Annotated in this window: 20 protein-coding genes; 5 read left to right on the top strand and 15 right to left on the bottom strand. The window is 68.4% G+C overall.

What is annotated here, in order from left to right:
• Positions 1 to 203 precede the first annotated feature (203 nt).
• Positions 204 to 1829 (bottom strand): purple acid phosphatase family protein, encoded by a 1626-nt coding sequence (locus B7P34_RS01450; protein WP_106673884.1) that lies wholly within the window; start codon positions 1827 to 1829, stop codon positions 204 to 206.
• A gap of 578 nt (positions 1830 to 2407) precedes the next feature.
• Between B7P34_RS01450 and B7P34_RS37115 the strand changes: the two genes are divergently transcribed.
• Together B7P34_RS37115 and B7P34_RS01430 are read left to right on the top strand one after the other, a co-directional pair.
• Entirely contained in the window at positions 2408 to 2941 is a 534-nt protein-coding gene (locus tag B7P34_RS37115) for a transposase family protein (RefSeq protein WP_223267369.1), read from the top strand.
• Positions 2942 to 3051: 110 nt separating this feature from the next.
• Positions 3052 to 3984, top strand: coding sequence for a CPBP family intramembrane glutamic endopeptidase (locus B7P34_RS01430; protein ID WP_223267368.1), 933 nt, complete (start codon positions 3052 to 3054; stop codon positions 3982 to 3984).
• 178 nt (positions 3985 to 4162) lie between these two features.
• Here the strand turns inward: B7P34_RS01430 and B7P34_RS01425 are convergent, their stop codons facing one another.
• Positions 4163 to 5584: a hypothetical protein gene (locus tag B7P34_RS01425; RefSeq protein WP_146166685.1), complete on the bottom strand. Its 1422-nt coding sequence runs from the start codon at positions 5582 to 5584 to the stop codon at positions 4163 to 4165.
• Between the two features lie 258 nt (positions 5585 to 5842).
• Here B7P34_RS01425 and B7P34_RS37110 point away from each other — a divergent pair, with 258 nt between their 5' ends.
• Positions 5843 to 5983 carry a hypothetical protein gene (locus B7P34_RS37110; protein ID WP_189382331.1) on the top strand — a complete coding sequence of 47 codons (141 nt, stop codon included), beginning with the start codon at positions 5843 to 5845 and terminating at the stop codon, positions 5981 to 5983.
• Positions 5984 to 6275: 292 nt separating this feature from the next.
• Here B7P34_RS37110 and B7P34_RS01415 read toward each other — a convergent pair whose 3' ends face one another.
• The 7 genes from B7P34_RS01415 to B7P34_RS01385 all read right to left on the bottom strand — a co-directional run bounded on the left by B7P34_RS01415 (position 6276) and on the right by B7P34_RS01385 (position 12602).
• Complete coding sequence (locus tag B7P34_RS01415) at positions 6276 to 6458, bottom strand: hypothetical protein (RefSeq protein ID WP_106673881.1); 183 nt, start codon at positions 6456 to 6458, stop codon at positions 6276 to 6278.
• Between the two features lie 335 nt (positions 6459 to 6793).
• Positions 6794 to 8845 carry a hypothetical protein gene (locus tag B7P34_RS01410; protein WP_146166684.1) on the bottom strand — a complete coding sequence of 684 codons (2052 nt, stop codon included), beginning with the start codon at positions 8843 to 8845 and terminating at the stop codon, positions 6794 to 6796.
• A 128-nt stretch (positions 8846 to 8973) separates the two neighbouring features.
• A complete protein-coding gene (locus tag B7P34_RS01405) occupies positions 8974 to 9645 on the bottom strand; it encodes a transposase family protein (protein WP_223267367.1) in 672 nt (223 codons plus the stop codon).
• 233 nt (positions 9646 to 9878) lie between these two features.
• Positions 9879 to 10334, bottom strand: a complete 456-nt coding sequence (locus tag B7P34_RS01400; protein WP_189382329.1) for a hypothetical protein — start codon at positions 10332 to 10334, stop codon at positions 9879 to 9881.
• 71 nt (positions 10335 to 10405) lie between these two features.
• Positions 10406 to 10834, bottom strand: a complete 429-nt coding sequence (locus B7P34_RS01395) for a hypothetical protein (RefSeq protein WP_146166683.1) — start codon at positions 10832 to 10834, stop codon at positions 10406 to 10408.
• Between the two features lie 40 nt (positions 10835 to 10874).
• Positions 10875 to 11237 (bottom strand): hypothetical protein, encoded by a 363-nt coding sequence (locus B7P34_RS01390; RefSeq protein ID WP_146166682.1) that lies wholly within the window; start codon positions 11235 to 11237, stop codon positions 10875 to 10877.
• A 447-nt stretch (positions 11238 to 11684) separates the two neighbouring features.
• The gene (locus B7P34_RS01385) at positions 11685 to 12602 is read right to left on the bottom strand and encodes an ion transporter (RefSeq protein WP_106673876.1); all 918 of its coding nucleotides are present in this window, start codon (positions 12600 to 12602) and stop codon (positions 11685 to 11687) included.
• 508 nt (positions 12603 to 13110) lie between these two features.
• On the opposite strand from B7P34_RS01385, the gene B7P34_RS01380 reads away from it, so the two are divergent.
• Both B7P34_RS01380 and B7P34_RS01375 read left to right on the top strand, forming a co-directional pair.
• A complete protein-coding gene (locus tag B7P34_RS01380) occupies positions 13111 to 13686 on the top strand; it encodes a TerD family protein (RefSeq protein ID WP_106673875.1) in 576 nt (191 codons plus the stop codon).
• A 100-nt stretch (positions 13687 to 13786) separates the two neighbouring features.
• The gene (locus B7P34_RS01375; protein ID WP_106673874.1) at positions 13787 to 14053 is read left to right on the top strand and encodes a GlsB/YeaQ/YmgE family stress response membrane protein; all 267 of its coding nucleotides are present in this window, start codon (positions 13787 to 13789) and stop codon (positions 14051 to 14053) included.
• A 322-nt stretch (positions 14054 to 14375) separates the two neighbouring features.
• Here the strand turns inward: B7P34_RS01375 and B7P34_RS01370 are convergent, their stop codons facing one another.
• From B7P34_RS01370 to B7P34_RS01345, 6 genes are all read right to left on the bottom strand, one after another.
• Positions 14376 to 14885 carry a GNAT family N-acetyltransferase gene (locus tag B7P34_RS01370; RefSeq protein ID WP_106673873.1) on the bottom strand — a complete coding sequence of 170 codons (510 nt, stop codon included), beginning with the start codon at positions 14883 to 14885 and terminating at the stop codon, positions 14376 to 14378.
• A 552-nt stretch (positions 14886 to 15437) separates the two neighbouring features.
• Positions 15438 to 15662, bottom strand: coding sequence for a translation initiation factor IF-1 (gene infA / locus B7P34_RS01365; RefSeq protein WP_106673872.1), 225 nt, complete (start codon positions 15660 to 15662; stop codon positions 15438 to 15440).
• Between the two features lie 158 nt (positions 15663 to 15820).
• Positions 15821 to 16570 carry a GNAT family N-acetyltransferase gene (locus B7P34_RS01360; protein WP_223267366.1) on the bottom strand — a complete coding sequence of 250 codons (750 nt, stop codon included), beginning with the start codon at positions 16568 to 16570 and terminating at the stop codon, positions 15821 to 15823.
• An 863-nt stretch (positions 16571 to 17433) separates the two neighbouring features.
• A complete protein-coding gene (locus B7P34_RS37105) occupies positions 17434 to 17643 on the bottom strand; it encodes a hypothetical protein (RefSeq protein WP_189382327.1) in 210 nt (69 codons plus the stop codon).
• 614 nt (positions 17644 to 18257) lie between these two features.
• On the bottom strand, positions 18258 to 18992 hold the full coding sequence (locus B7P34_RS01350) for a dienelactone hydrolase family protein (protein ID WP_106673869.1): 735 nt from the start codon (positions 18990 to 18992) through the stop codon (positions 18258 to 18260).
• A 200-nt stretch (positions 18993 to 19192) separates the two neighbouring features.
• A complete protein-coding gene (locus tag B7P34_RS01345) occupies positions 19193 to 20173 on the bottom strand; it encodes a hypothetical protein (RefSeq protein ID WP_106673868.1) in 981 nt (326 codons plus the stop codon).
• Positions 20174 to 20229 lie beyond the last annotated feature (56 nt).

Here is a 20229-nt window from a genome sequence, read left to right as displayed (position 1 = left end):
CCACGGGCCGGGCCGTCTTCGGCCGCTCCCATAGTCACGCGGTTGTCTCCCCAGGCGGACGGGGTGTTCGGCGTCGGCCTGAGGGGAGACAACCGCGTGGCGGAACCGGCCCTCGCGGCCCGGACGGCCGCCGGTGCGAAGTGCCCGGCCGATCCCTGCGGGAGGCCGCCGGCTGCGGGTCCGGCCCGCCGGTGGCGGTCGGGTCAGTGGCGCACGTCCGAACGCGGGCGCTGCAAGGTGAACGTGTCGACGGGCGTCAGATCGCCGTGGGGCCCGTCGAAGGTGTAGTAGGTGACCCGCATCCGTGTCAGGCCCTCGCGGTGGTCGCCGGGGTCGACGTCGAAGGCGGCGAAGCCGCGGTTGTACTTGCGGTCCTGGACGGCGGCCCAGGGTGCCTCCTCAGGGATCCACACCGGCTCGCGGTGGCCCGAGGAGGTCTTGTCGTCCTTCAGGCCGGTCAGGACCCGGGCCTGCGGCGTGTCGAAGAGGTCGTCCTGGCTCGTGGCGATGTTGCCGCCCGCGCCGATGACCATGTGGACTGTGCCCTTGCCCGTGTCGATCAGATCGGTGCGGGTGGAGACCGGGAGAGGGGTGCGGGCCTCGTTGGGCAGGGTGCCGCGTACCGGGTGCGAACGCTCGTAGTGGTGCTCGTGCCCACTGACCACCAGGTCGACACCGTAGGCGTCGAACAGTGGACCCCAGGCCCGGCGCACCCCCAGGTCGCTGCCGGCGCTGCGGTGGCTGGAGATCATCGGCTGGTGCATGCACACCACGATCCAGTCGATGCCCCGGTCCGCCCGCGCGGCCTTGAGCTCGCGCTCCAGCCAGCGGCGCTGGGCGCCGCCGGAGTAGCCGCTGATGTAGGTGTCCCCGCCATCCTGAAGCGCCACGTCGTCGTTGGCGAGGCTGATGAAGCGGACCGCGCCGACCGTGAACGCGTACCACATGCCGCGGGTCTCCTCGTCGGAGGAGGCGGACGAGGAAGGCAGCGCGAAGTAGGTCTGGTAGCCGGCGGCGCCGATGGGCCCGTTGCCCTTCTCGTTCTCGTGGTTCCCCGCGCAGGGCATCCACGGGCGCAGCCGGGTGGAGCGGCTGTTGTTGATGAACCAGTCCGCCCAGGTCGCCACCCGGCTCGTGCCCCACGCACCGGCGATCGCGGCGTAGCACAAGTCGCCGTTGACGAGGTTGAACAGCGGGGCGACCCGCTCGACGGCGGAGACGATGTCCGCCGAGGCGGGCGAGCCGACCTGGCTGCTGGTGTGCAGCGGGTAGCGGTTGACGGGGGAAGGGACACCGTCCGGGAGGTGGATGACCCGGCGCAAGTTGGGTGTTGCCTGGTCACCGAAGCTGGTGAAGGTGAACGCGGCGCGGCCACGCGGTGCCGTGGTGAACGAACCGGTCTCCGGGGTCGCGCCGTCGTGCCCGGCCGCGTACAGGTACGTGGCCGAAGAGCGCAGGCCGGTGATCCGGGCGTGGTGGACGTACACCTCTTCCTTCGACAGACCGTCGCGGTACGTGCGCGTTTCGGCCTCGACGACCCGGCCGCCGTGCCCGCCCTCGGGAGTACCGAGCCGCACCTGCGGCCGGCGGACCGATTGCGGAGTGATCCAGGAGACGGTCATCTCCGAGGACGGGTCCGAACCGAACTGCAGGTGCACGCCCAGCACTCCGGGCGCGCCCAGCCGGTGCGGCCGGCTCTGCAGCAACGGCCCGGGGGCCGGTGCCGTCGGCGCGGGGGAAGCGGCGGCCTCCCCTGCTGCGCCGGTGACGAACGGGACAGCGGCCGCGGCCGATGAGCCTTTGAGTACGGATCTACGCGTGATCGCCATGAAACGCCCTGATCTCCGGGAGAGTTGATGATCTTTGGCACTGTAGGCGATCAACACTTGATCTGCCCATGATGATTCCGTGCTCCGGGACCCCGACCTGTCCGCGCCCCGAACCCCGGCCCGCCCACGCCCCTCTCTGGCCATGCTGGCCAGCCTCCTCCGGAGCGAAGGGACCGAAGCTCCCGCACTCTTCGACCAGGTAATGGAGGAGTTGGGGCTGCTCTTCCACCCGCCCGCTGACTCTCGGGCCACAGAGTGGGCGATGGCCTACTGGGTCGCCGGTCAGATCGCCGGCGGATTCCTGGATCCCTGGCCCCCGCCACCGGCACCTATCTCATCTGGGCAAACATCGCCGAGGACCTCGGCTTTCCCGAAGAGCTGGAACCACTTGTCCACTGCGCACCCAACCTGGGCGGCTGAGAAGAGAGAGGAGAGCTGGGGAGTCTCCCTCGAGGAACTCAGCAGGGAAGCGGTCGAGGCCGCGAAGCAGTTCCTGAGCGAGCAGCCGACAACACAAGCAGGGGCTGACCGTCAGGTTCTTGCGCGCTGCGGATCAGCAGCCCTCTACGATCCGGTGCATGCTGGATCCCGAGCTGCTGGAACGAATCACCGCGCGGCGCGCGGAACTGGACGAACTCGAAGAACAGCTGGCCAAGCAGCTGGCAGAGGCACGGGCTGAGCAGAACGTGGCCGACGTGGCCGACGGCAACAACGTGTCGGAGTCCACCGACCGCCGCCGGCGGGACGAGCTGATGGCCCTGCTCGTCGCGCAGGCCTCGCGCCTGGACCGCGCTCTGAGGAAAGTCGCCAAGCAGGGCGGGGAAGTGGCCCTGATCGACGGCACGCTCATCCCCACCGAGCGCCGTACCGGAAGGGCCAACCGGCGGAACTACTCCGGCAAACACCACCGTCACGGCCTGCACTTCCTCCAGCTCACCCCCTGCCAGAAGACCGCCAACCGCGTCCTCGCCGTCGGACGCACGCCGGTCGAGCACGGCGTCGCCCACCTCAAGAACTGGCGGATTCTCACCAAGCTCCGCACCGACCCAGCCCGCGCCACCCGTCTCCTGCGCGCCCTGCTCGTCCTGACGAACCTTGAAGTCAACCGCTGACTGTCCTCGGTGGTGGGGAAAACCCCATGCAAGACGTGGGGTTAGAGCCACTGCCGGTACGCACGCCAGCCGGATACTTCGCTGCGGAGCTGATCCGTAGCGTCCACGTCATGACACTTTCAACCGGGTCCTTACCGCTCCTCAAGCGGCGACGCGGCCTGTTCGTCTTCCTCGGTGTCGCCTACATCGGCATGTGGGCGGCCATGTCACCACTCCTGGCGAGTGGCTACCGGCGCGGCAACGCACGCGAGGAGACCGGTGCGCTGGAGGAGGCGTGTATCGCAGCCGCGATGCTGGCGCCTGCTGTCGCCGCGATCCTCGTCGTCCGCTGTGTCGAGCGCAGCGGCCGGGTGCGGGACACTCTCGCCCTGCGCTGGACGAAGCCCTGGGGCCGTGCCGCACGGGCGTGCCTGATGGCTTTCGTCGTCCCCGCCGGTCTCACCACGGCTGCTCTTGCCATCGGCACCTTCGCCGGCCGCTACCCGTTTGATGGAGTGCACTGGAACGGGCTCGGCGCCTGGATGGCCGGAGCGGTGCTGAACATGCTGGTGTCACTTCCGCTGTTCTTCGGCGAAGAACTGGGCTGGCAGGGCTACCTCTTCCCGCGTCTCGCACAGGACAGCGACCGCCGGAGCCTGATACGGGCGTACGTGGTCACCGGCGCGGCCTTCGCCGTATGGCACCTGCCCACGCTGCTGATGGGCGGCCAGTACCCGGGCCGGCCCTGGTACGTATCGGTGCCTGCCATGCTGGTCAGCTGCACCCTCATCCTGCCGGTCTTCACATGGCTGCGCCTGCGCTCCGGCTCGGTCATACCCGCCGTCATCGGTCACGCGTTCGTGAGCTCGGCGAGTGTCGGTATGGTCAAGGAGTTCGCCGATCCTCAGGCAGCGCTGGATCCCCTGCACATGGGTATGGCCGGATGGCCCGGCTGGATCGCCGCAGGCGCGTTCGTCGCCTTCCTGACGCTGACCGGCCGACTCCAGCCGTCCTTCTACAGGGCCCGGACCGCCCCTCACCTTGCATCGACCCGCAGGCCGTGAATGCGGTCTACACCACAGGGCGCGCCGCGGTCGGCTGGGCGCGTGGCTTGGTTGTCAGATCTTCGGGTTCATCGCGGAGCACACTGCGCCGCAAACGGTAAGGGGAGGTCGCCGGCATCGCTGCCCGGATTCGAAGCAGCGATGCCGTACTGAGGGATTCCGCGTGTCGATGGCGGTGTCAGCGGGGTGCCCCCAGGTACCAGCGCAGCTTGTGCAGCAACTCACCGCCGAGGGAGGCCTGTGCCCGGTCCAGGAGTGTGTCGAGGTGCGCGCGCTCGATCGGCGGCAGCGCGGCGTACACCGCGGTGGCGTCGGTGGGCCCCCAACCATGGAGAGCGGTGCAGGCCCGGACGCGCAATCCCGGGTCGCTGTCGTCCAGGAGGGTGAGGAAGCAGCGCAGTTGGGCAGCCGTGCCGTGTGCGGCCAGCAGGCGGAGGGCAGCCACCCGGACGTAGCGGGGCTGGTCGACTGCCAGGCGCCGACGCAGCCACTCTTCGGGAAGACGAGCGGCCACGGGGGTGAGGGCGATGGATGCCTCGCGGACCACGGCCGCGGACACGTCGTCCAGCAACGGCATGAGCTGCTCCGGATCCGTTGCATCCAGCATCCGCAGCGCCCACACAGCGCGGGCACGCACCGCGCCGAGCGGGTGCGCCAGCAGTGGCCGCAGCGATGCGGCGTCGGCCTTGCTGCCGCATTCGCCGAGCCCGGCGGCGGCGCCGGGAGTGACCTCGGCCGAGGCGCACAGGGATCGGTAGTACGGCAGCGGCTCGACGCCGTGCTGCCGCAGTACCCAGCGGGCGCAGGCCCGGACGAGTCCCGAGCGGTCGTCGAGGTAGGCCGTGGCCCGCTCGGTGTCGCCGGTCCGGTTGAGTGCGGTCACGCCGGCGGCGCGGACGCGCGCCTGTCGGGCGCCCAGCAGCAAGGCGACAATGTCGCCGTGTTCCCTGCCGTCCCGCGTGCGGGCGAGCGCCGCGTCCGCGCAGAGGTCCTGCACGACGATGTCGTTGTCCCTCGCCGCGATCCGGGCGAGGTCTTCGCAGGTCAGGCGGCCCCGCTCGACGGCAATCCGGTGGCCCAGACGCCGGGCTGCCCGGTCCTTGCTGCTCAGCAGCGCGTCGGCGATCTCACCGTCCTGCAGGACCTCCTCCAGCAGCTGACGGGCGAAGTCGCCGTGTCGCCGCTGCGCGACGCGCAGGATGACGGCGGCGACCGCGACCAGTACCTCCGGCGCGGCCTCGGGCAGTGCGCGCCGCAGCATCACCCGCGCCGCCTCACGCACAGGGGCGACCCAGTCCGCGCAGCGCACGGCGACGAGAGGGAGAAGGGCAACGGATCCGAGGGAGAGGGAAGTGAGAGCGGCTTGACGTATGCGGCCGTCGGGGTGGCAGAGCGCTATGGCGAGGGACGGCTCGTTGGGCGCCGGGTTCCCGGCCCGGAGCCAGTCGGTGGCGGGACGGGTCCAAAGCCGGCGCACCGCGAGGTCGAATGCAACCCAGTCCTCTGCCTTGGCGGTGTCGAGCACCTCCCCCATCGCCGAGCCGGGCCCTGACCCGGCGGCTTTGACCGCCAAGTGGGCCAGATCGATCCGTATGTTCACGTGATACGTCCCCACCTCGATCGGTCGATCATGATGAACACATCATAGAACGGGCGTTCCGTCTCACACGCGGCACTTCCACCCACCCACCGACCTGCTTGCCTGCTTGCCTGCTTGCCTGCTTGCCTGCTTGCCTGCTTGCGGTGGATTTCCGGAACCCGGAGCCGGAGCGGTGGGTGCCGGGTAGCCTCCGTGCGAGATGTCAGCCGACGTTTGAACAAGGCCGCCCGGGATCTGTGGGCCAGGAATATGCCTTTCGTGATCGACGAGGTGACACGGACACGCACCTTCGATCCTGCCATCGCGGCGATGCTGCTCGATGCTCTCGAAGCTCACCCTTACCCGCCCCGGATACGCCACCACGCCGATCCGCCCGTTCGTCCCGTTCCCCTGTCCTGAGCGCTCGCAGGTCATTTCCGTTCCTCGTCGGGGTCGGGGGGCGGACGCGGTCCTTGGGCGGCTCGGGGCTCGCCTCCTGCGAGGCGACCGACCGGGGCAGGGCCAGGGTGAGGTGGCACAGGCGGGCGTCGTCGGTGGTACCCAGGGGGTAGCCATGAACCGCGGACCGGTCATGTAAGCGCGCCCTGCGCCGTCTGGTCGCGGCCTGGGTTGTCCGTACGGGCCGGGGCGGGGTCGTCGACGAGTGCTTGGTCGATGACGTGCTCTCTCCCGCGACGTCACCGAGCGTGCGTCAGCCGGGCAGGCGGATCCAGGCGCCGACCAGTTCGGCCAGGTAGATCGCGCACGGGGTGTTCCGGAGTTCCTCGCGGAGCTGGTCGATCAGTGAGCCTCCGTCAACTTGAAGTCGCTGGTCAAAGGGCTGGTGTGCCGGACTGTCGGCGTGCTCGTGCTGGTCGTGGGCGGTTGTCTGCATGGAAGATCAGTCGCCACGGTGTCCTGTCTGCCGCGCCCCTGCCGGTGTGGTTGGCGTGGCCGGAGGGTCGCCAGAGTGAGCAGAGCGCGTGATGTGTGGCGGCCTGGGTCTTGCGTTCGTGTCAGGGGCCCCGCCTCGGTGTGGGGAGGCGGGGCTGTGGTTCATCTGTTCTGGTCGTGTGTCAGGGGCGGCGGTTCACCGTTTCTGGTGGCGTGCCGGGGGTCAGCGGCGGTGCCTCACGTGCAGCTTGCCGTGGTGGGGGGCCGCCGGTGCTTTGTCCTTCGGCGTGGCCGTTCCTCTTCCGTCGGCCTTGCGGCTCCAGGGCCGGGCGGGCTCTACTGCCGGTGGTACATCGCGTACAGCTTGTTCTGATGGGATGCTGCGCCGGTTTCACGCATCGGCTTGGTGGTTCTCTGTTTGAAGACGTGGGTGTAGCTGCTCCACTCTCGGCTCTGCGGGTTGTAGTGTGCTGTGCACAGTTCGCTGTTGTTGTCGCGGAAGAAGATCCACACCAGGTTCTGGTGGATGGTCAGGGTGGGGCCGGCGGAGATCCTCCAGCCTGAGACGAGGCTTCCGTCACTCCATGAGGGGTCGGTGCCACCGAACAGCGGATAGCCGCCGGTGGCGAAGCGCACGCGGTTGTCCGTCTCGCGCATGGCCCGGTAGGCGTTCGCGCCGTACCCGGTCATAGAGATGGGGCTGTAACTCCGCCAGGGGTAGCTCCGGGTGGCGCTGGTGGTCCAGCGGGTCCCGTCGTGGAAGTTGTCGTTGTTGACGTCGTCCCCGCCTGTGTGCGTCATGTACAGCCTCATCCGGAGCGGCCCCATTGTGGACCAGGTCGCCGCCAGGCCCACGGGGCGGTTCGCCCAGAAGTTTCCGACCTTGGCCGCGTTAGTCCATGAGGTGCCATCGGTGGACGTGCTTGAGTACACGCGGTTGTCCAGGCCGACGAGGACGCAGTGCAGCGTGCCCCTGAAGTCGGTCAGGGTGGGGGCGTACAGCGAGAGCCAGCCGCCGATGTGCTGGGGTTCGCTCCACACGCCGTCGCGCAGGACGGTCCACATCACCGCCTTGTCGCCCTCGCGGATGTACATGGCGTGCAGGGCGCCCCGGAAGGAGGCCAGGGCCGGAGGAGACATGCTCTTCCAGGGCAAGGAGATCGGCGCTCCCCAGGTGTCACCGGTGCGCACCGCGTATTCCAGGGTACCGACGGGGAAGGGCACCGAGTCGCCGGTGTACTTCATCTTCAGGCTGTGGTGACCGTCGCCGTCGAAGTGAAAGTCGGTCGTGCCCCGGTGCGCCATGAGGGCCAGGTCGAACTGGTCCAGGATGATCCCACGGGCGCTGGAGAGGTCGTCGTCGTTGCGCAGTTTCTCAATGATGAGGACGGCTGTGATCATGATCTCGGCCAGGGCGCTGCCGACGATGGTCGGATCGAAGAGGCCCATGCTGAGCTGCCACTGCCAGGTGTCAAAAAGCTGCTGCTTGAGGGCCGTCAGGGCAGTCTGGAGCTTGTCGTACCACGCGCCGGGGCTGTCGTCGGCCTCCCAGCACCACATGTTCAGCACCACACCGGTGCTCGCCTGGCCGTCGAAGACCACCCGGTTCGAGCCGAAGGTGCGGGTCTGCCCCTTCTTGACCCCGCCGAACTCCTCCGACATGTAGGCCTCGCCGGCCTGTTTGTCGCTGGCGGAGGCCGAACACCAGTAGATCTCGTCCCTCCCGCCCCCCGCGTCGCCCACCGCCCGGTGGCAGTGGAAGCTCTCCAGCTCCAGCTTGGCCCTGAACGACTGCGTCGTACGCTCGTCGGCCCCGGCGTCCGCGTCGCCGGTCTGTGCGGCGTTGCCGGTGTTCTCGGCCGTCTGCGCGGCACGTGCAGATGTCGACGACTTGCGGAAGACGGTGACGCCGAACCCGTCCTCGCGCATGCCCTCGCGGAACCGCGGCGTGTCGATGTCTCCCCCCGCGGCCAGCGTCTCCCGGTCGACGAACGCCATGTTCGGCCGCGCCGCGTGCTCCGCCGCCACGGGCCCGAAGGTCAGCACGTGCTCCAGCAGGGTGTAGCCGGAGGTCACCGGGCGCCGGGCGATGACCTCGGGTATCGTCGCGGGCCTGCCCAGCGTGTTCACCGCCTCCCGGTAGACCCGCCCCCAGTCCCTGATCTCCGCATCCGTCAGAGCGGCCCGCAGCACTCCCAGCAGCGTCCGCTCGAGATCAGTCGCCGACTTGCCCTGCCGAAACCGGTCCGCGGCGTGCAGCATCGCACCGAACAGCACATTGCCCTTGTCCCTCCGCGCCGCAGCCCGCACCGCACGCGTATTACTGCGCGTCCCCATCAACTGGCCCCGCAACCGCTCCAGCCGCTGCTCCGGAGTCGTATCCGTCATCACGCCCCACCCCTGTCACAGGTGTGGGCACACGGTGTGCCCACACCAGAGCAGGAAGCTACGCGCGTTGAACCCGCTACGCCCTGAACCGTTCAGGAATGGCCACGCAAGGGACCGAAAAGCGCCCGTCAGCGGTTGACTTCGAGGTTCGTCAGGACGAGCAGGGAGCGCAGGAGGCGGGTGGCGCGGGCGGGGTCGGTGCGGAGTTTGGTGAGGGTCCGCCAGTTCTTGAGGTGGGCGAAGCAGTGCTCGACCGGTGCGCGTCCGACGGCGAGGACGCGGTTGGCGGTCTTTTGGCCGGGTGTGAGCTTGTGGGTGCGGCTGGCGTGGAAGCCTGTGACGATCACGGGGTCGAGTACGTCGTTGTCCAGGCCGCGGAAGCCGAGGTCCGCAAGTGCGCTGAGACCGGCGGCGCGCAGGTGGGCCAGGATGTGGTCGTGGCGGGCGGCGGTGATGTCGTGGGTGCGGCCGGGCCGGGCGGCCGATATCCAGATCAGCCGGCCTCTCTCGTCGGTCAGGGCGAGGAAGTGCAGGCCATGGCGGCGGTGTTTGCCGGAATAGTTCCGCCTGTCGGCTCTTCCGGTGCGGCGCTCGGTGGGGATGAGGGTGCCGTCAATCAGGACGACTTCCTCGCCCCGCTTGGCGATCTTCTTCAGGGCGCGGTCCAGGCGCGGCGCCTGGGCGGCGAGCAGGGTGATCAGCTCGTCGCGCCAGCGGCGGACGGTGGACTCGGACACGTTGTTGCCGCCGGCCATGTCGGCCAGGCGTTGGTCGTGGCGCAGCACGGCCAGGACGATCACCGCGATCCTCCCAGGCGGTAGGACCCGCCACCGCGACCGTATCGCCTTCAGGTGGCGTCGCAGCAGACTGGCGACGTGGTTGACGGTGCTCGTGGACAGTGGCAGACGGCACCGGTAGACAAGCGGGCAGGTGTCCTCGGCACGTTCGTGAGTTCTCGTCATACCGTTCCAATGGCCGCCGGGGCATCCCGGTTACGCCCGCGCCGCACCGCTCCGGGCAGTGGTGTGCCTGGTCACAGGCGGGTAGTGAACCGGCCGTCAGGCAGTTTGCGCAGCCAGCCGCGATCGGCCAGCCTGACCAGCCTCCCGCGTAGCGGTTCCAGCTTGGCCCGCATGCTGACGTCCACCCCCAGCACTTCGCCGACCTGCCGGGCCATGACCGGCCCGGCCCCCTGCCGCACGGCGGCGAGGAGGCGCTGGTAGTCCGGCGGGAGCACCGCTTCCTCCACGTCCGGCGTGCGATGCGGGATGAGCATCACCGCATGCCCGCCCACCTGCCCGGGCATCGGCGCGGCCGAGGCACGCTCGTCAGAGAGCTGTTCGCTCATCCGTTCAAGGACCCGTTCGGCGACGGCGAGCTCGTCCCGTTCCGCCCGCACCTCTGCCAGCTGCTCGGCCATCTGTTCTTCGAGTTCGTCCAGTTCCGCACACCGCGCGGTGATCCGCTCCAGCAACTCGGGATCCAGCATGACCGGATCGTAGAAGACCAACCGGCCACAGCGGGCAGGAACCTAGCGAACCGACCGCTCTGCCAGATGATCTACCCCGCAGACTGTCGCCCACGACCAGCGCGAGTACGCCGACAGTCCAGCACACCAGCCCTTTGACCGGCGACTTCAAGTTGGCGGAGGCTCAGTGTGTCCGGGTCGAGGTCGCCCGGGGTGACCACGCCGGCCTCCTCGGCGAACGGGAGCGCAGTGAGCAGCGTCTGGCCCAGCATCACCACGGCCGATTCCTTGTCCTGCGGCGTCGGCACCGCCACGGCGAACTCGGGGTCCGTCAGCCCGGCTTCCCGGAACAGGGAGTACAACCGTTCGCCGGTGTCCAGAGTGCGGCCCGCGGCACGCAGGCAGTCGTTGACCACCGCGATGCCCCTCGTCAGCAGCGGCAGGGCGGGTACCGACCGGATCCGGGTGGTGTTGAGGTCCTGGAAGGTGACCACACCACCTGGGCGGACCAGTGTGGACACTGCCCTGATGGTGCCGCCGGGTCAGGCAGGTGCATCAGGATCATCCGCCCGACGACCACATGTGGTTCAGGCAGATCAGCGGCACCATCAGCTGTTCCGCCGCGGACGCGGACGGCTGCCCCACGTACCGCACGAGGTTCCTCTCCAGACTCGCCGCCCGGCCCGCGAACCACGCGCGGAACCCGGCCGCGTTCCCTTGGGCGTAGTGCGCGGAAGCCTCCCGGCCCAGGTCAGCGACCGGGCCCCGGAAGCCGGGTGCGCGCTCCAGCAGAAACCCGGTCCGAGTGGAGGCGAGCGTGCCGAGCGCATGCAACGGCCCCATCATGTGGAAACGGGAGGCCTCGTCGTGACCGGGCAGGGCTCGCGCGAACAGCGTCTCGCGCCGCTCACCGCTCAGCACCACCAGCGGAACTTCGATCGGCGCACCCCGCACACCGCCTCGTTGACCGGGCGCAGCTCGTGGCTCAGCTCGGATACCGGCACCGCGGCAGGCGCGGTGAATCGGTGAGCGAGGGCCATGATGGCACGCGGCATGATCCCCCAGGGGCACGGCTGCACGACCGCCGGAGGCGGAGGAATCCAGCCGCACGCCCGTCGTGGCAGCGATGCTACCGGTGGATTCTTGACAACGGGTCAGGAAGGCAGCACTCCTGTGGCGCGGATTCCTCGCCCCGGTGGCACGAGTGCCTCGCCTCGCGGGTCGCTCCCCCTGCTTCTGCCGACTCGTGCAGCACGGTCCGGGCCTCGGCGAGGAAGTCCTTGTGCGCGGCAATGAAGGCCATGCCCGCCACGTGCACTGACCTGGGAGAATGGAACCTCCGAGAGCGACGGCGACCGGCGCGATAGCGCACTATGCATGTCTCGGCGCCGCCTCACTCCGCGCAGCTTTCGCAGAGCGGTGCGTGTCGCACTCGTGCGCGGCCAGCCCCTCTTCCAGGTCATCGAGAGCAGCGCGGGCGGCGGCGATACGCTCCAGCAGCAGAGTCGCGTCGTCCCTCGGGGCAGTGGCGGTCGACAGCTCCCTGGACGCCTCGGAACGGTGTGCTTCGTCCAGCGATTTGATGACGACGCCGATGAGGAGGTTGACCAGGACGAACGATGCGAGCAGGACGTAGGAGGCGAAGTAGACGATGCTCCAGCGGGAGATCTCCAGCCCGGCGCGTACCGCATCTCCGAGCCCGTCCAATGTCATGAGAAGAAAGAGGGTGAGGGCGGCCCGTCCGATGGAGCCGTAGTGCTCCGGGTCGTCGTCTGCGAAGAACACCCAGCCGACCATCGCGTACACGTACAGCAGCAGGGTGCCGACGACCAGGAAGCTGATGGTGCCGGGCAGGCTCTTGCCCACGGCGACGATGATGATCCGCAGTTGTGGCAGGAATCTGGCGGCGCGCAGGACCCGGGCGAGCCGCATCAGGCGCAAGGCAGTGGCGTTCTCGCGGGTGATCGGCAGGACGGCCAGAACGACGACGGCGAGATCGAAGAGATTCCACGGGTCGCGGAAGAATTCTCCAGGGCGATCTGCGTGAGCCAGGGCGCGAAGGGTGATCTCGGCCGCGAAGACGGTCAGGAAGCCGTGCTCGATCACTGACAGCTGGTCGTGCCAGCGCGCAGCGACGCCGGCGTAGGTCTCTAACCCCAGAACACCGGCGTTCGCGAGGATGACGGCGAAGACTGTGCCGGAGAACCAGCCGGAGTCGGTGATACGGCGGCAGCGTCGTGCCAGCGCGCGCCGTCCCTTCGGTGCTTCCACGGCGGCAACGTCGGCCATCTCTCTTCTCTCCAGCCTTCGGAACGTGTGAGTAACGTTGAGTAACGTGTGAGTGCAGGTCAAAGAGCTGATCTTAAGGTCAGGTTCCCGGGCGTTCCCGGCGCCCCGGTCGATCCTCCGGAACACCACGTCACCGGGCTGGCAGCGTTCCCACGAGTGACCCGGCCCAGGTCGTTCTCATGGACGGGCGCCTTGTCGCCGTGCTGGAAGGCAACCGCGAGCAGGAAGCCCGAGACGGCCCCGGACCAGGGGCGCCACGTCGTATCCGGCTCACATGGCGGCGAATTGCTCCGCGGCGGAAGCCCCTTGCCCTCGGCCGGGCCCGGGCCGGCCCCGGCCGGCGCCTGACGGGCACCGAAGGCTGCTCGGGGCTCATCGAGCCTCACCTGCCGCCGCGCGGCCGCCCGCGACAGATACTTTATGAGTTGCGCAATCCGGGAACTATGCTGGCTGACGTCACGTTATGCGTGGCGAAACACCACGCACTGAAGATCATCGGAGGAAGTTCATGGCCGTGACCCTGTCCAAGGGCGGCAACGTTTCGCTGAGCAAGGAGGCTCCGGGCCTGACCGCCGTCATGGTCGGGCTGGGCTGGGACGTGCGCACCACGACGGGCGCCGACTACGACCTGGACGCCTCCGCACTGCTGTGCAACGCGTCGGGAAAGGTCGTATCCGACCAGCACTTCGTCTTCTTCAACAACCTGCGCAGCCCTGACGGCTCAGTGGTGCACTCCGGTGACAACCTCACCGGTGGCGGGGACGGGGACGACGAGCAGATCCAGGTCGATCTCGCCGCGGTGCCCGCCGACATCGACAAGGTCGTCTTCCCCGTGTCCATCTACGACGCCGAGCAGCGCAGTCAGAACTTCGGCCAGGTCCGCAACGCCTTCATCCGCGTGGTCAACCAGGCCGACGGGCGTGAGCTCGCCCGCTACGACCTGACCGAGGACGCCTCCACCGAGACGGCGATGGTCTTCGGCGAGCTCTACCGCCACGGGGCGGAGTGGAAGTTCCGGGCCGTCGGCCAGGGATACGCATCCGGGCTGCGCGGCATAGCCCAGGACTACGGCGTCAACGTCTGAACCGGATCCCCGGCCGGCTACGACTACGCACCGTGAGTAGTACGCGGGTTGCCGGAGCACCGTCTTCCACGGTTGATCGCAGGAAAGGCAGAACACCATCATGGGCATCATCGGCTGGATCATTCTGGGGCTGCTGGCAGGAGCAATCGCCAAGATCCTCCTGCCGGGACGAGACCCGGGCGGTCTGATCGGCACGACTCTCATCGGCATCGCAGGGGCGTTCATCGGCGGCTGGCTGTCCGCGAAGTTTCTGCACAAGCCGATCAGTAACCACTTCTTCGACGCCGCCACCTGGGGGTCAGCGATCGCGGGCTCGCTGGTCCTACTCATCGGCTACCGCGTCCTCTTCGGCAATTCACGCGACTGAGGCACCCGTACCCCACCGCACCGGACCCTCCGCGGCACACCACGTCCGGTGTGGTGAACCTGCACACCGGACGTCCACGCCTTCCGCAGGATCGGTTCCGCCGCCGGCACCCTGAACGAGCTCTTCGTCGCCACCTTCCTGCTGCAGCTCACCACCGAGCCCGGGTACGGCCTGCCGACGCGGGCAACACCTACACCACCGAAGTGGAACGGCGCATCATCACACCTTTCGGACTGCGCTGCACCACGCTCCCCGGCACGTCGCCATCCGTGGCCGACCGAACCCGACAGCATCGTCCAAGGGAGCTCTCGGCCCCTCGATATCAGGTCAAATCTGTCCGTGGGTCTATGTCCCAGTGGTTGACTTTGAGGACCCGGTCGGCGAACCTCACGTCGGTCTCGGAGAGGAATCGGAAGCCGACAGAACGACAGATTCCATTCGAAGCCGCGTTGTTCACTGCCGGGAAGGCATGCACAACTCCCCAGCGACCTTGATCCCTCGCCTGCCTCAAGAGGGTGCAGACGGCACGTTTACCCAGCCCCTGACCTTGGAATTCAGGCAGGACCATCCATCCGATCTCTGAAGTCGGCTCACCCTCGGTCTCGTGGGCCCAGATGGTCACCGTCCCCGCCACTACATCAGGGCGGTTCGGATCGGGAACGATCATCTTGAACCACGCGAGATCAGCTCCTGCCTGCTGAGCATCCCGTCGAACCTTGTCCGCCATCCCTTCACGCGGCAACGGCCCACCAAGGTCAGCCATCATCACGGGATCGCATCGCATCCGAACATAGGCCTCGACGTCGCCCGGTAAGACGTTGCGCAGTTGCACTGACTCCTCCTCAGTTTCATCGGGGATGGTCCCACAAGCTGAGTAGGCATCAGCGGTCTGAGCTTTGCGTACCGGGCTCCCCGGCCGGGTAGGTTTCACGGGACCGCTGGGTGTCATCAATTCTCATCGATATCGATCACCTGGAAGCCCGGCAAGTGACTCCCGGACTGCCGAACGGCAGGTGAGAGTCAATCCCCGCATAAGCGGAGAACGGACCGGTAACAGCGTCGAGCACGCTCTCGACGCGGGTCCGTCTCCCCGCGGGCGAGAAGCAGACTTCCCAGACTTACGTGCCCACCGTTGACCGGATTCCTCCCCGCGTGTGGGGAGGAACGGATACCTCGGCCCGGCCGCTCCTGCAGGCCGACGTCTTCAGTGGCGACAGCGAGCCCGCGACGAAGACATGCAACGGCCCCGCCCGGTGAAGGCAGCAGGATCATCACCGCTCGTGATCGTCACATCGGTTCTCCAGCGAATACCGGAGAACCGGCCGTGCTGAGCCGGCTACCCAGCACCGGGCCTCGTGCCTTCGGATTGATCCGGCCAGCTCCCTTACACCCTGTACCGGTAACGGATCCGGCCGCGGGTGAGGTCGTAGGGGCTGAGTTCCACCAGCACCCGGTCGTACGGGAGGATCTTGATGTAGTTCTTCCGGACCTTCCCACTGATATGGGCAAGCACCGTATGCCCGTTCTTGAGCTCCACCTTGAAGTTCGCATTGCGCAGGCACTCGATGACGGTGCCCTCGACTTCTATGCCCTTGGCTGTTTTTGTCATGGTCTCTCACTTCTTTCGTTCTGTGCCGGCGCGGAGCCCACTGCGGGCGGCCGCGCCCTGCCGGCCTCTGGACGCCGGTGCGCCGGTGCTCGGCTGTCGGAGCGGCCGTCACCGGGTCTTGCGCTCGGGTTGGATCCACCGCTCGGTGCGGCGGGGCGTCAGCGGCGGACGAGCTCCAAGGTGCTGCCCGAGCGCCGGGCGCCGATGCCCTCGAAAAGGGCGGTGGCCGCGGCGTTGGACTCGTCGACCTCGGTCCATGCCGAAGCGGTCCCGGAGCAGTGCAGCGAACCCAGCGCGTGCGCCAGCAGCGCCCGGGCGATGCCGTGGCGGTGCCTGTCGCCCCGGACGGCGATCAGCCCGATCCGCGGCTGCCGGGTCAGCGACACCACCCGCACCAGCCCCACGTACTGGTCACCGTGCCGTGCCACCGCGTACTTCGACGGGTCGAGCAGGGTGGTCCCAGCCGGGCGGGGCAGTACTTCGGCCGGCATCGTCCGCCATCCGGCGGCGGCCTCGACCTCGTCGCGGATGACCCGGTCCAGAGCGCGCAGCAAGCCCTCCTCCGCCTCGCCGGCAGGCACGATCGTGACGCCCGACGGGAGCCGTACCGAGCCGAGCCCGGTCACCTGTGGGTCGGTAGGTACGAGATAGCCCCACTCGCGGCGGGCGGCCGTGAAGCCGGTGCGCTCCCAGGCGGACGTCGTGTCTTGGTCGGCCTCGTCGACCACGGTGTACAGCGGTGCCGGCAGGCATGCCAGCATCGCGTCGGCGATGCTGTCGAAGGCCGCGCTGTGCCACGCGTCGATGCTGATGAAGAGCCGTCCGTCGGGTCGGAGCGAAGCGTCGCCGCGGCCGACCACCCGGTCGCCCTCCACGACGTGCCACTGCGTGTCGGAGACCTGTGTCACCACTACCGCGTGGTTACCCGGGTCCGAGAGGGAATGCATAGAGTTCATAGGTGTTGCCTCTCAGGAGTGCCTTGTCTGAGGCGCTCCCGGCGACACCTACGTCAGTCGGCCACCGTGGCGGAAAGGGGGAGCACCCACTTCGATACAGCCTTCACGGGTCTCACCTCCTTGCGCTCTCTCACGGCTGCCCGGAGGTTACCAGCCGGGTGTCAGACGGCCCAACCTATTTATGTCGGCCGGAATCATCGATCGCGTCGATTACGTGACGACGCTCAGGCACTTGCCCGGCGCCACCCGTTCTCGCCTCCGCCAGGGAGAGGGGCTGTAAGCCGTCGGCGGTCTTCAGCCTCCAGCCATCGCCCGCACGGCAAGCCCGGCCGTACGGCGTGATGCCGGGCAGGAAAAGCATGTGACAGTCGCTCCGGCCCAGGCCGATGGGAGAATGACTGAAGGTCTGCACGCCTCTGGGTATCCACGTGATCGCTTCGGATCCGCGGGACCGGTTTCGGTGCAGAGATGCGGAAGGCACTGCGCTGAGTGAGCCGGCTTCCCACTGCGCCCGACCGGGCGAGCTCGGCCAGGCTCGGGCTGCGGCCGAGCGGGCGGAAGCCTGTGTCGAAGGCCGTTGGGCTGTACTGGCGTATGCGCTGCACGGTCGGCCAACGGAACCGGCGGGCCGGAGGCGGGGGCGCGATGCCAGTGGGTACTGGCCTGGTCGCCTGGCGGTGCTCCGGCTCTCGGACTGCACTGGACAGGCACCGCCCCGTCCCCGAAGGAGCGTGCCGCTGTGCCGAGAGCATGGGAAAGCCCCCGGTTCCGGATGGGCTCAGGGGCTGAGGGGGTTGAGGGTCAGATCTCCGCCGTCATCCGAACACGTTCCTGCCGCAGAGGCCGTGCGCAGTGCCGAGGACTGCCGAAGCCTGCTTTCCGGAGAGCTCAAGTTCCTGCTTGGTCTTCTTGGCCTGGTCGACGAGGGCCTGCCCGCGGGCGAGGCAGAGCGCGTTGCCATGGGTGACGAGTACGTCGTCGCTGATGTGGTCCAGGTCCGGGTAATGCTTGCGGATCGTCTCCACGTAGAGCTTGGCAGACAGCCCTGTCAGCCCGCGGACTTCCTCCGGGGCGGCTGACGGGCTCGCGGACCGGGAAGCCGAGGCGGATGCCGACGGGCTCGCGGACGGGGCAGCCGGGGCGGATGCGGATGTTTCCGGGGCGCTTGAGTCACTGTCACCGGAGGGGCCGCACGCTGAGACAGCGAGAGCAGCGGCCGTAAGGCAGATGGCGAGCAGAGGCAGACGCTTGTGCATGAATCTCCTGATACATGAGTTAACAGAGAGATTCTGCCTGATGCCCGATCCGATCCGGTACACGCCCGCCCCCTGTCCCCTGTCCCCTGTCCCCTGGGGACGGATTACGCGGGCGGAGGCCGTGCGGACAGCAGCCCGGAGGCCGAGGCAACCCACATCCCCGGCCGCACCGCCCCGCGCACACCCCGATTCCGGCCGGAAAGCCCGCTGGTGGCCGAACGCCGCCCTGACCGGACAGAACCATCAGTTCCGTCCGGTCAGGGCAGTTGTGCATCTGTTCGCCATTGCCATCGAGGAGGGCCAGGGCCTGTCCTAGATGAGCGGCGTTCTGGCCGGCGTCGCCTACCGTCTGCTGCCGGCCTGACGGCAGGGATGGTCCGCGGTCAGCTCAGATGCCGGGTGAAGAACCGGGCCGCTTCCTCCCCTGCGAACTGCGGGACGCCCGTGTGCCCGCCCATGTTGGCATGCAGCGTCTTCTCCCTGGAGCCGAAGGCGTCGAACAGGTCCAGGGTCGCCTGCCGGTCGTTCCCTTCGTCGTCCCACTGGAGCAGGACGTGCAGCGGAATGGCGACCTGGCGGGCCTCCTCGAGTATGGCTCGAGGCACGAAACTCCCGGCGAACAGAACGGCGGCCGAGATGCGCGGCTCGACCACCGCCAGCCGGACGCCGATGGAGATCACTCCCCCCGAGTATCCGACCGGGCCGCCGATCTCGGGCAGCGACAGGAGGGCGTCCAGGGCCGCCTGCCATTCCGGGACCGCCTTGTCGACCAGCGGGAGTACGAGGGCGTCGACGATCTCGTCGCTGACCGGCTCGCCGGCCTCCATCACCCGGCGCAGCTCGGCGCGGGCCTGCTCGGCGGCGTCCCAACGGGGCCGGTCGCCGCTTCCGGGAAGCTCGATGGTGGCCGTGGCGAAACCCTCCGCCGCAGAGTGCTGAGCTCGGGCCACCAGCCGGGGGTACATCTTGCGCAGTCCGAGGGGAGCGGGGCCGAGCAGGATCAGCGGCACCGGTGCGGATGCGGATGCGGGCATCCACAGGATGCCGGGAATGTCGCCGAGGGTGAATTCGCGCTCGATGACGCCGTCGTCGAGACGCTGTTCAGAAGTGAATTGCATGGTCGTGCCTTTCGGGAGTGCACTTGGACGGCGCTCCCGGACGACCTGCCTATCGTCCGACCGTGACCCCGGAGGGGAGCACCCATGTCGATACTGCGTTCACGGGTACCACCTCCTCGTTCTCTTGCACGGCCTCCGGAAGGCTAGCAGATCAGGGATCCATCTTCGATGGCAAAAAGTCCGATGGGCCGGCACGAGCCCTAGGGGATGGAGAGTCTCCACGGGTAGGAGGTGTGAAACTCACCGGGGCCGTAGGCGAGCTCCAGTTGCGAGGGTTTGCTCTTGGCTGTGTACACGTACTCCAGGCGCTCCGACTCACCCTCTGACACGCGGTGCGGTCCGCTCGAGCTGAGCTCTGCGGGGTAGCTGCTGACTCTTGTGACACCCGGATTCGCGCTTGCGTAGCTTCCGATGTCGTAGCTGCGCAGTTCCACCGGAGCGCCGCTGAGGTTCGTCACGGTGACGGGCACTCGGTAGGTGTACGCGGCTGGTGTGCCCTCGCCCGTCGATTCCGGGGCCGGGGTCATGGGCTGGACGGGACCGATGGAGACCCGGACACCGTCCTCGTAGGTGATGGTGCCCTCCCGGGCCGGGGACTTGCCGTCGGCCGCGCCCGTGCGCTTGCGGGCGGTGACCCCGTCATCGCGCCGGTAGCGGATGCATCCGCCGTCGGCTGAGAGAGTGGGCTCGCCCGAGTACCAGCCGATTCCGACGGCGATGGTGACACCGTGGTCGTCGGTGGTCCGGATGCCCGGCCAGCGCGGTGCCGGGCGGTCGGGGTTCAGGGGCTCGGCCGCCGGCCGGTCCTCGGCCTTCCAGCCGCGGCGCTCCCATGCGGCACGGAGTCTGCCCAGGTCGGCCAGGTAGTCGGCCTCGCCGGAGTAGTGGAGGCGCCACGTGTAGTGGGGCTGGTTCCTGGTCACCCCGTCATCGTCGAACCCCAGGTCGTCGACGCATGAGGTGCTGCCTTCCTCATGCATCCGACTGCCGTCACCTGCGCCCGGCCGCAGGTCACTGATGATCCGCCGGCCGGCCTCCCGGGTGTTGATGTCCTGCTTGCGGTAGTCCGCCGCGGACCGTATCGGGCCGCCTCCGAGATTCTCGAAGAAGTCGGACACCGCGGAGCACGCCCAGACGATCGCCGTGACTGCGGTCAGGCTGATGAGCCAGCGTCGCGCCACCACCTTGCGGCTTACCACTGCGGTCGGGGCCGGGGTGTCCGCGGGGACAGCGTATG

This window comes from Streptosporangium nondiastaticum (genome assembly GCF_003011965.1).
Classification (GTDB): domain Bacteria; phylum Actinomycetota; class Actinomycetes; order Streptomycetales; family Streptomycetaceae; genus Streptomyces; species Streptomyces nondiastaticus.
This window is presented reverse-complemented; position numbering and strand designations above follow the sequence as displayed.

Bases quoted from the DNA above. Each gene is read 5' to 3' on its own strand.
- B7P34_RS01450 (WP_106673884.1), bottom strand. From the start codon at position 1,829: ATGGCGATCACGCGTAGATCCGTACTCAAAGGCTCATCGGCCGCGGCC.
- B7P34_RS37115 (WP_223267369.1), top strand. From the start codon at position 2,408: ATGCTGGATCCCGAGCTGCTGGAACGAATCACCGCGCGGCGCGCGGAA.
- B7P34_RS01430 (WP_223267368.1), top strand. From the start codon at position 3,052: ATGACACTTTCAACCGGGTCCTTACCGCTCCTCAAGCGGCGACGCGGC.
- B7P34_RS01415 (WP_106673881.1), bottom strand. From the start codon at position 6,458: ATGCAGACAACCGCCCACGACCAGCACGAGCACGCCGACAGTCCGGCA.
- B7P34_RS01410 (WP_146166684.1), bottom strand. From the start codon at position 8,845: ATGACGGATACGACTCCGGAGCAGCGGCTGGAGCGGTTGCGGGGCCAG.
- B7P34_RS01400 (WP_189382329.1), bottom strand. From the start codon at position 10,334: ATGCTGGATCCCGAGTTGCTGGAGCGGATCACCGCGCGGTGTGCGGAA.
- B7P34_RS01385 (WP_106673876.1), bottom strand. From the start codon at position 12,602: ATGGCCGACGTTGCCGCCGTGGAAGCACCGAAGGGACGGCGCGCGCTG.
- B7P34_RS01380 (WP_106673875.1), top strand. From the start codon at position 13,111: ATGGCCGTGACCCTGTCCAAGGGCGGCAACGTTTCGCTGAGCAAGGAG.
- B7P34_RS01375 (WP_106673874.1), top strand. From the start codon at position 13,787: ATGGGCATCATCGGCTGGATCATTCTGGGGCTGCTGGCAGGAGCAATC.
- infA (WP_106673872.1), bottom strand. From the start codon at position 15,662: ATGACAAAAACAGCCAAGGGCATAGAAGTCGAGGGCACCGTCATCGAG.
- B7P34_RS01350 (WP_106673869.1), bottom strand. From the start codon at position 18,992: ATGCAATTCACTTCTGAACAGCGTCTCGACGACGGCGTCATCGAGCGC.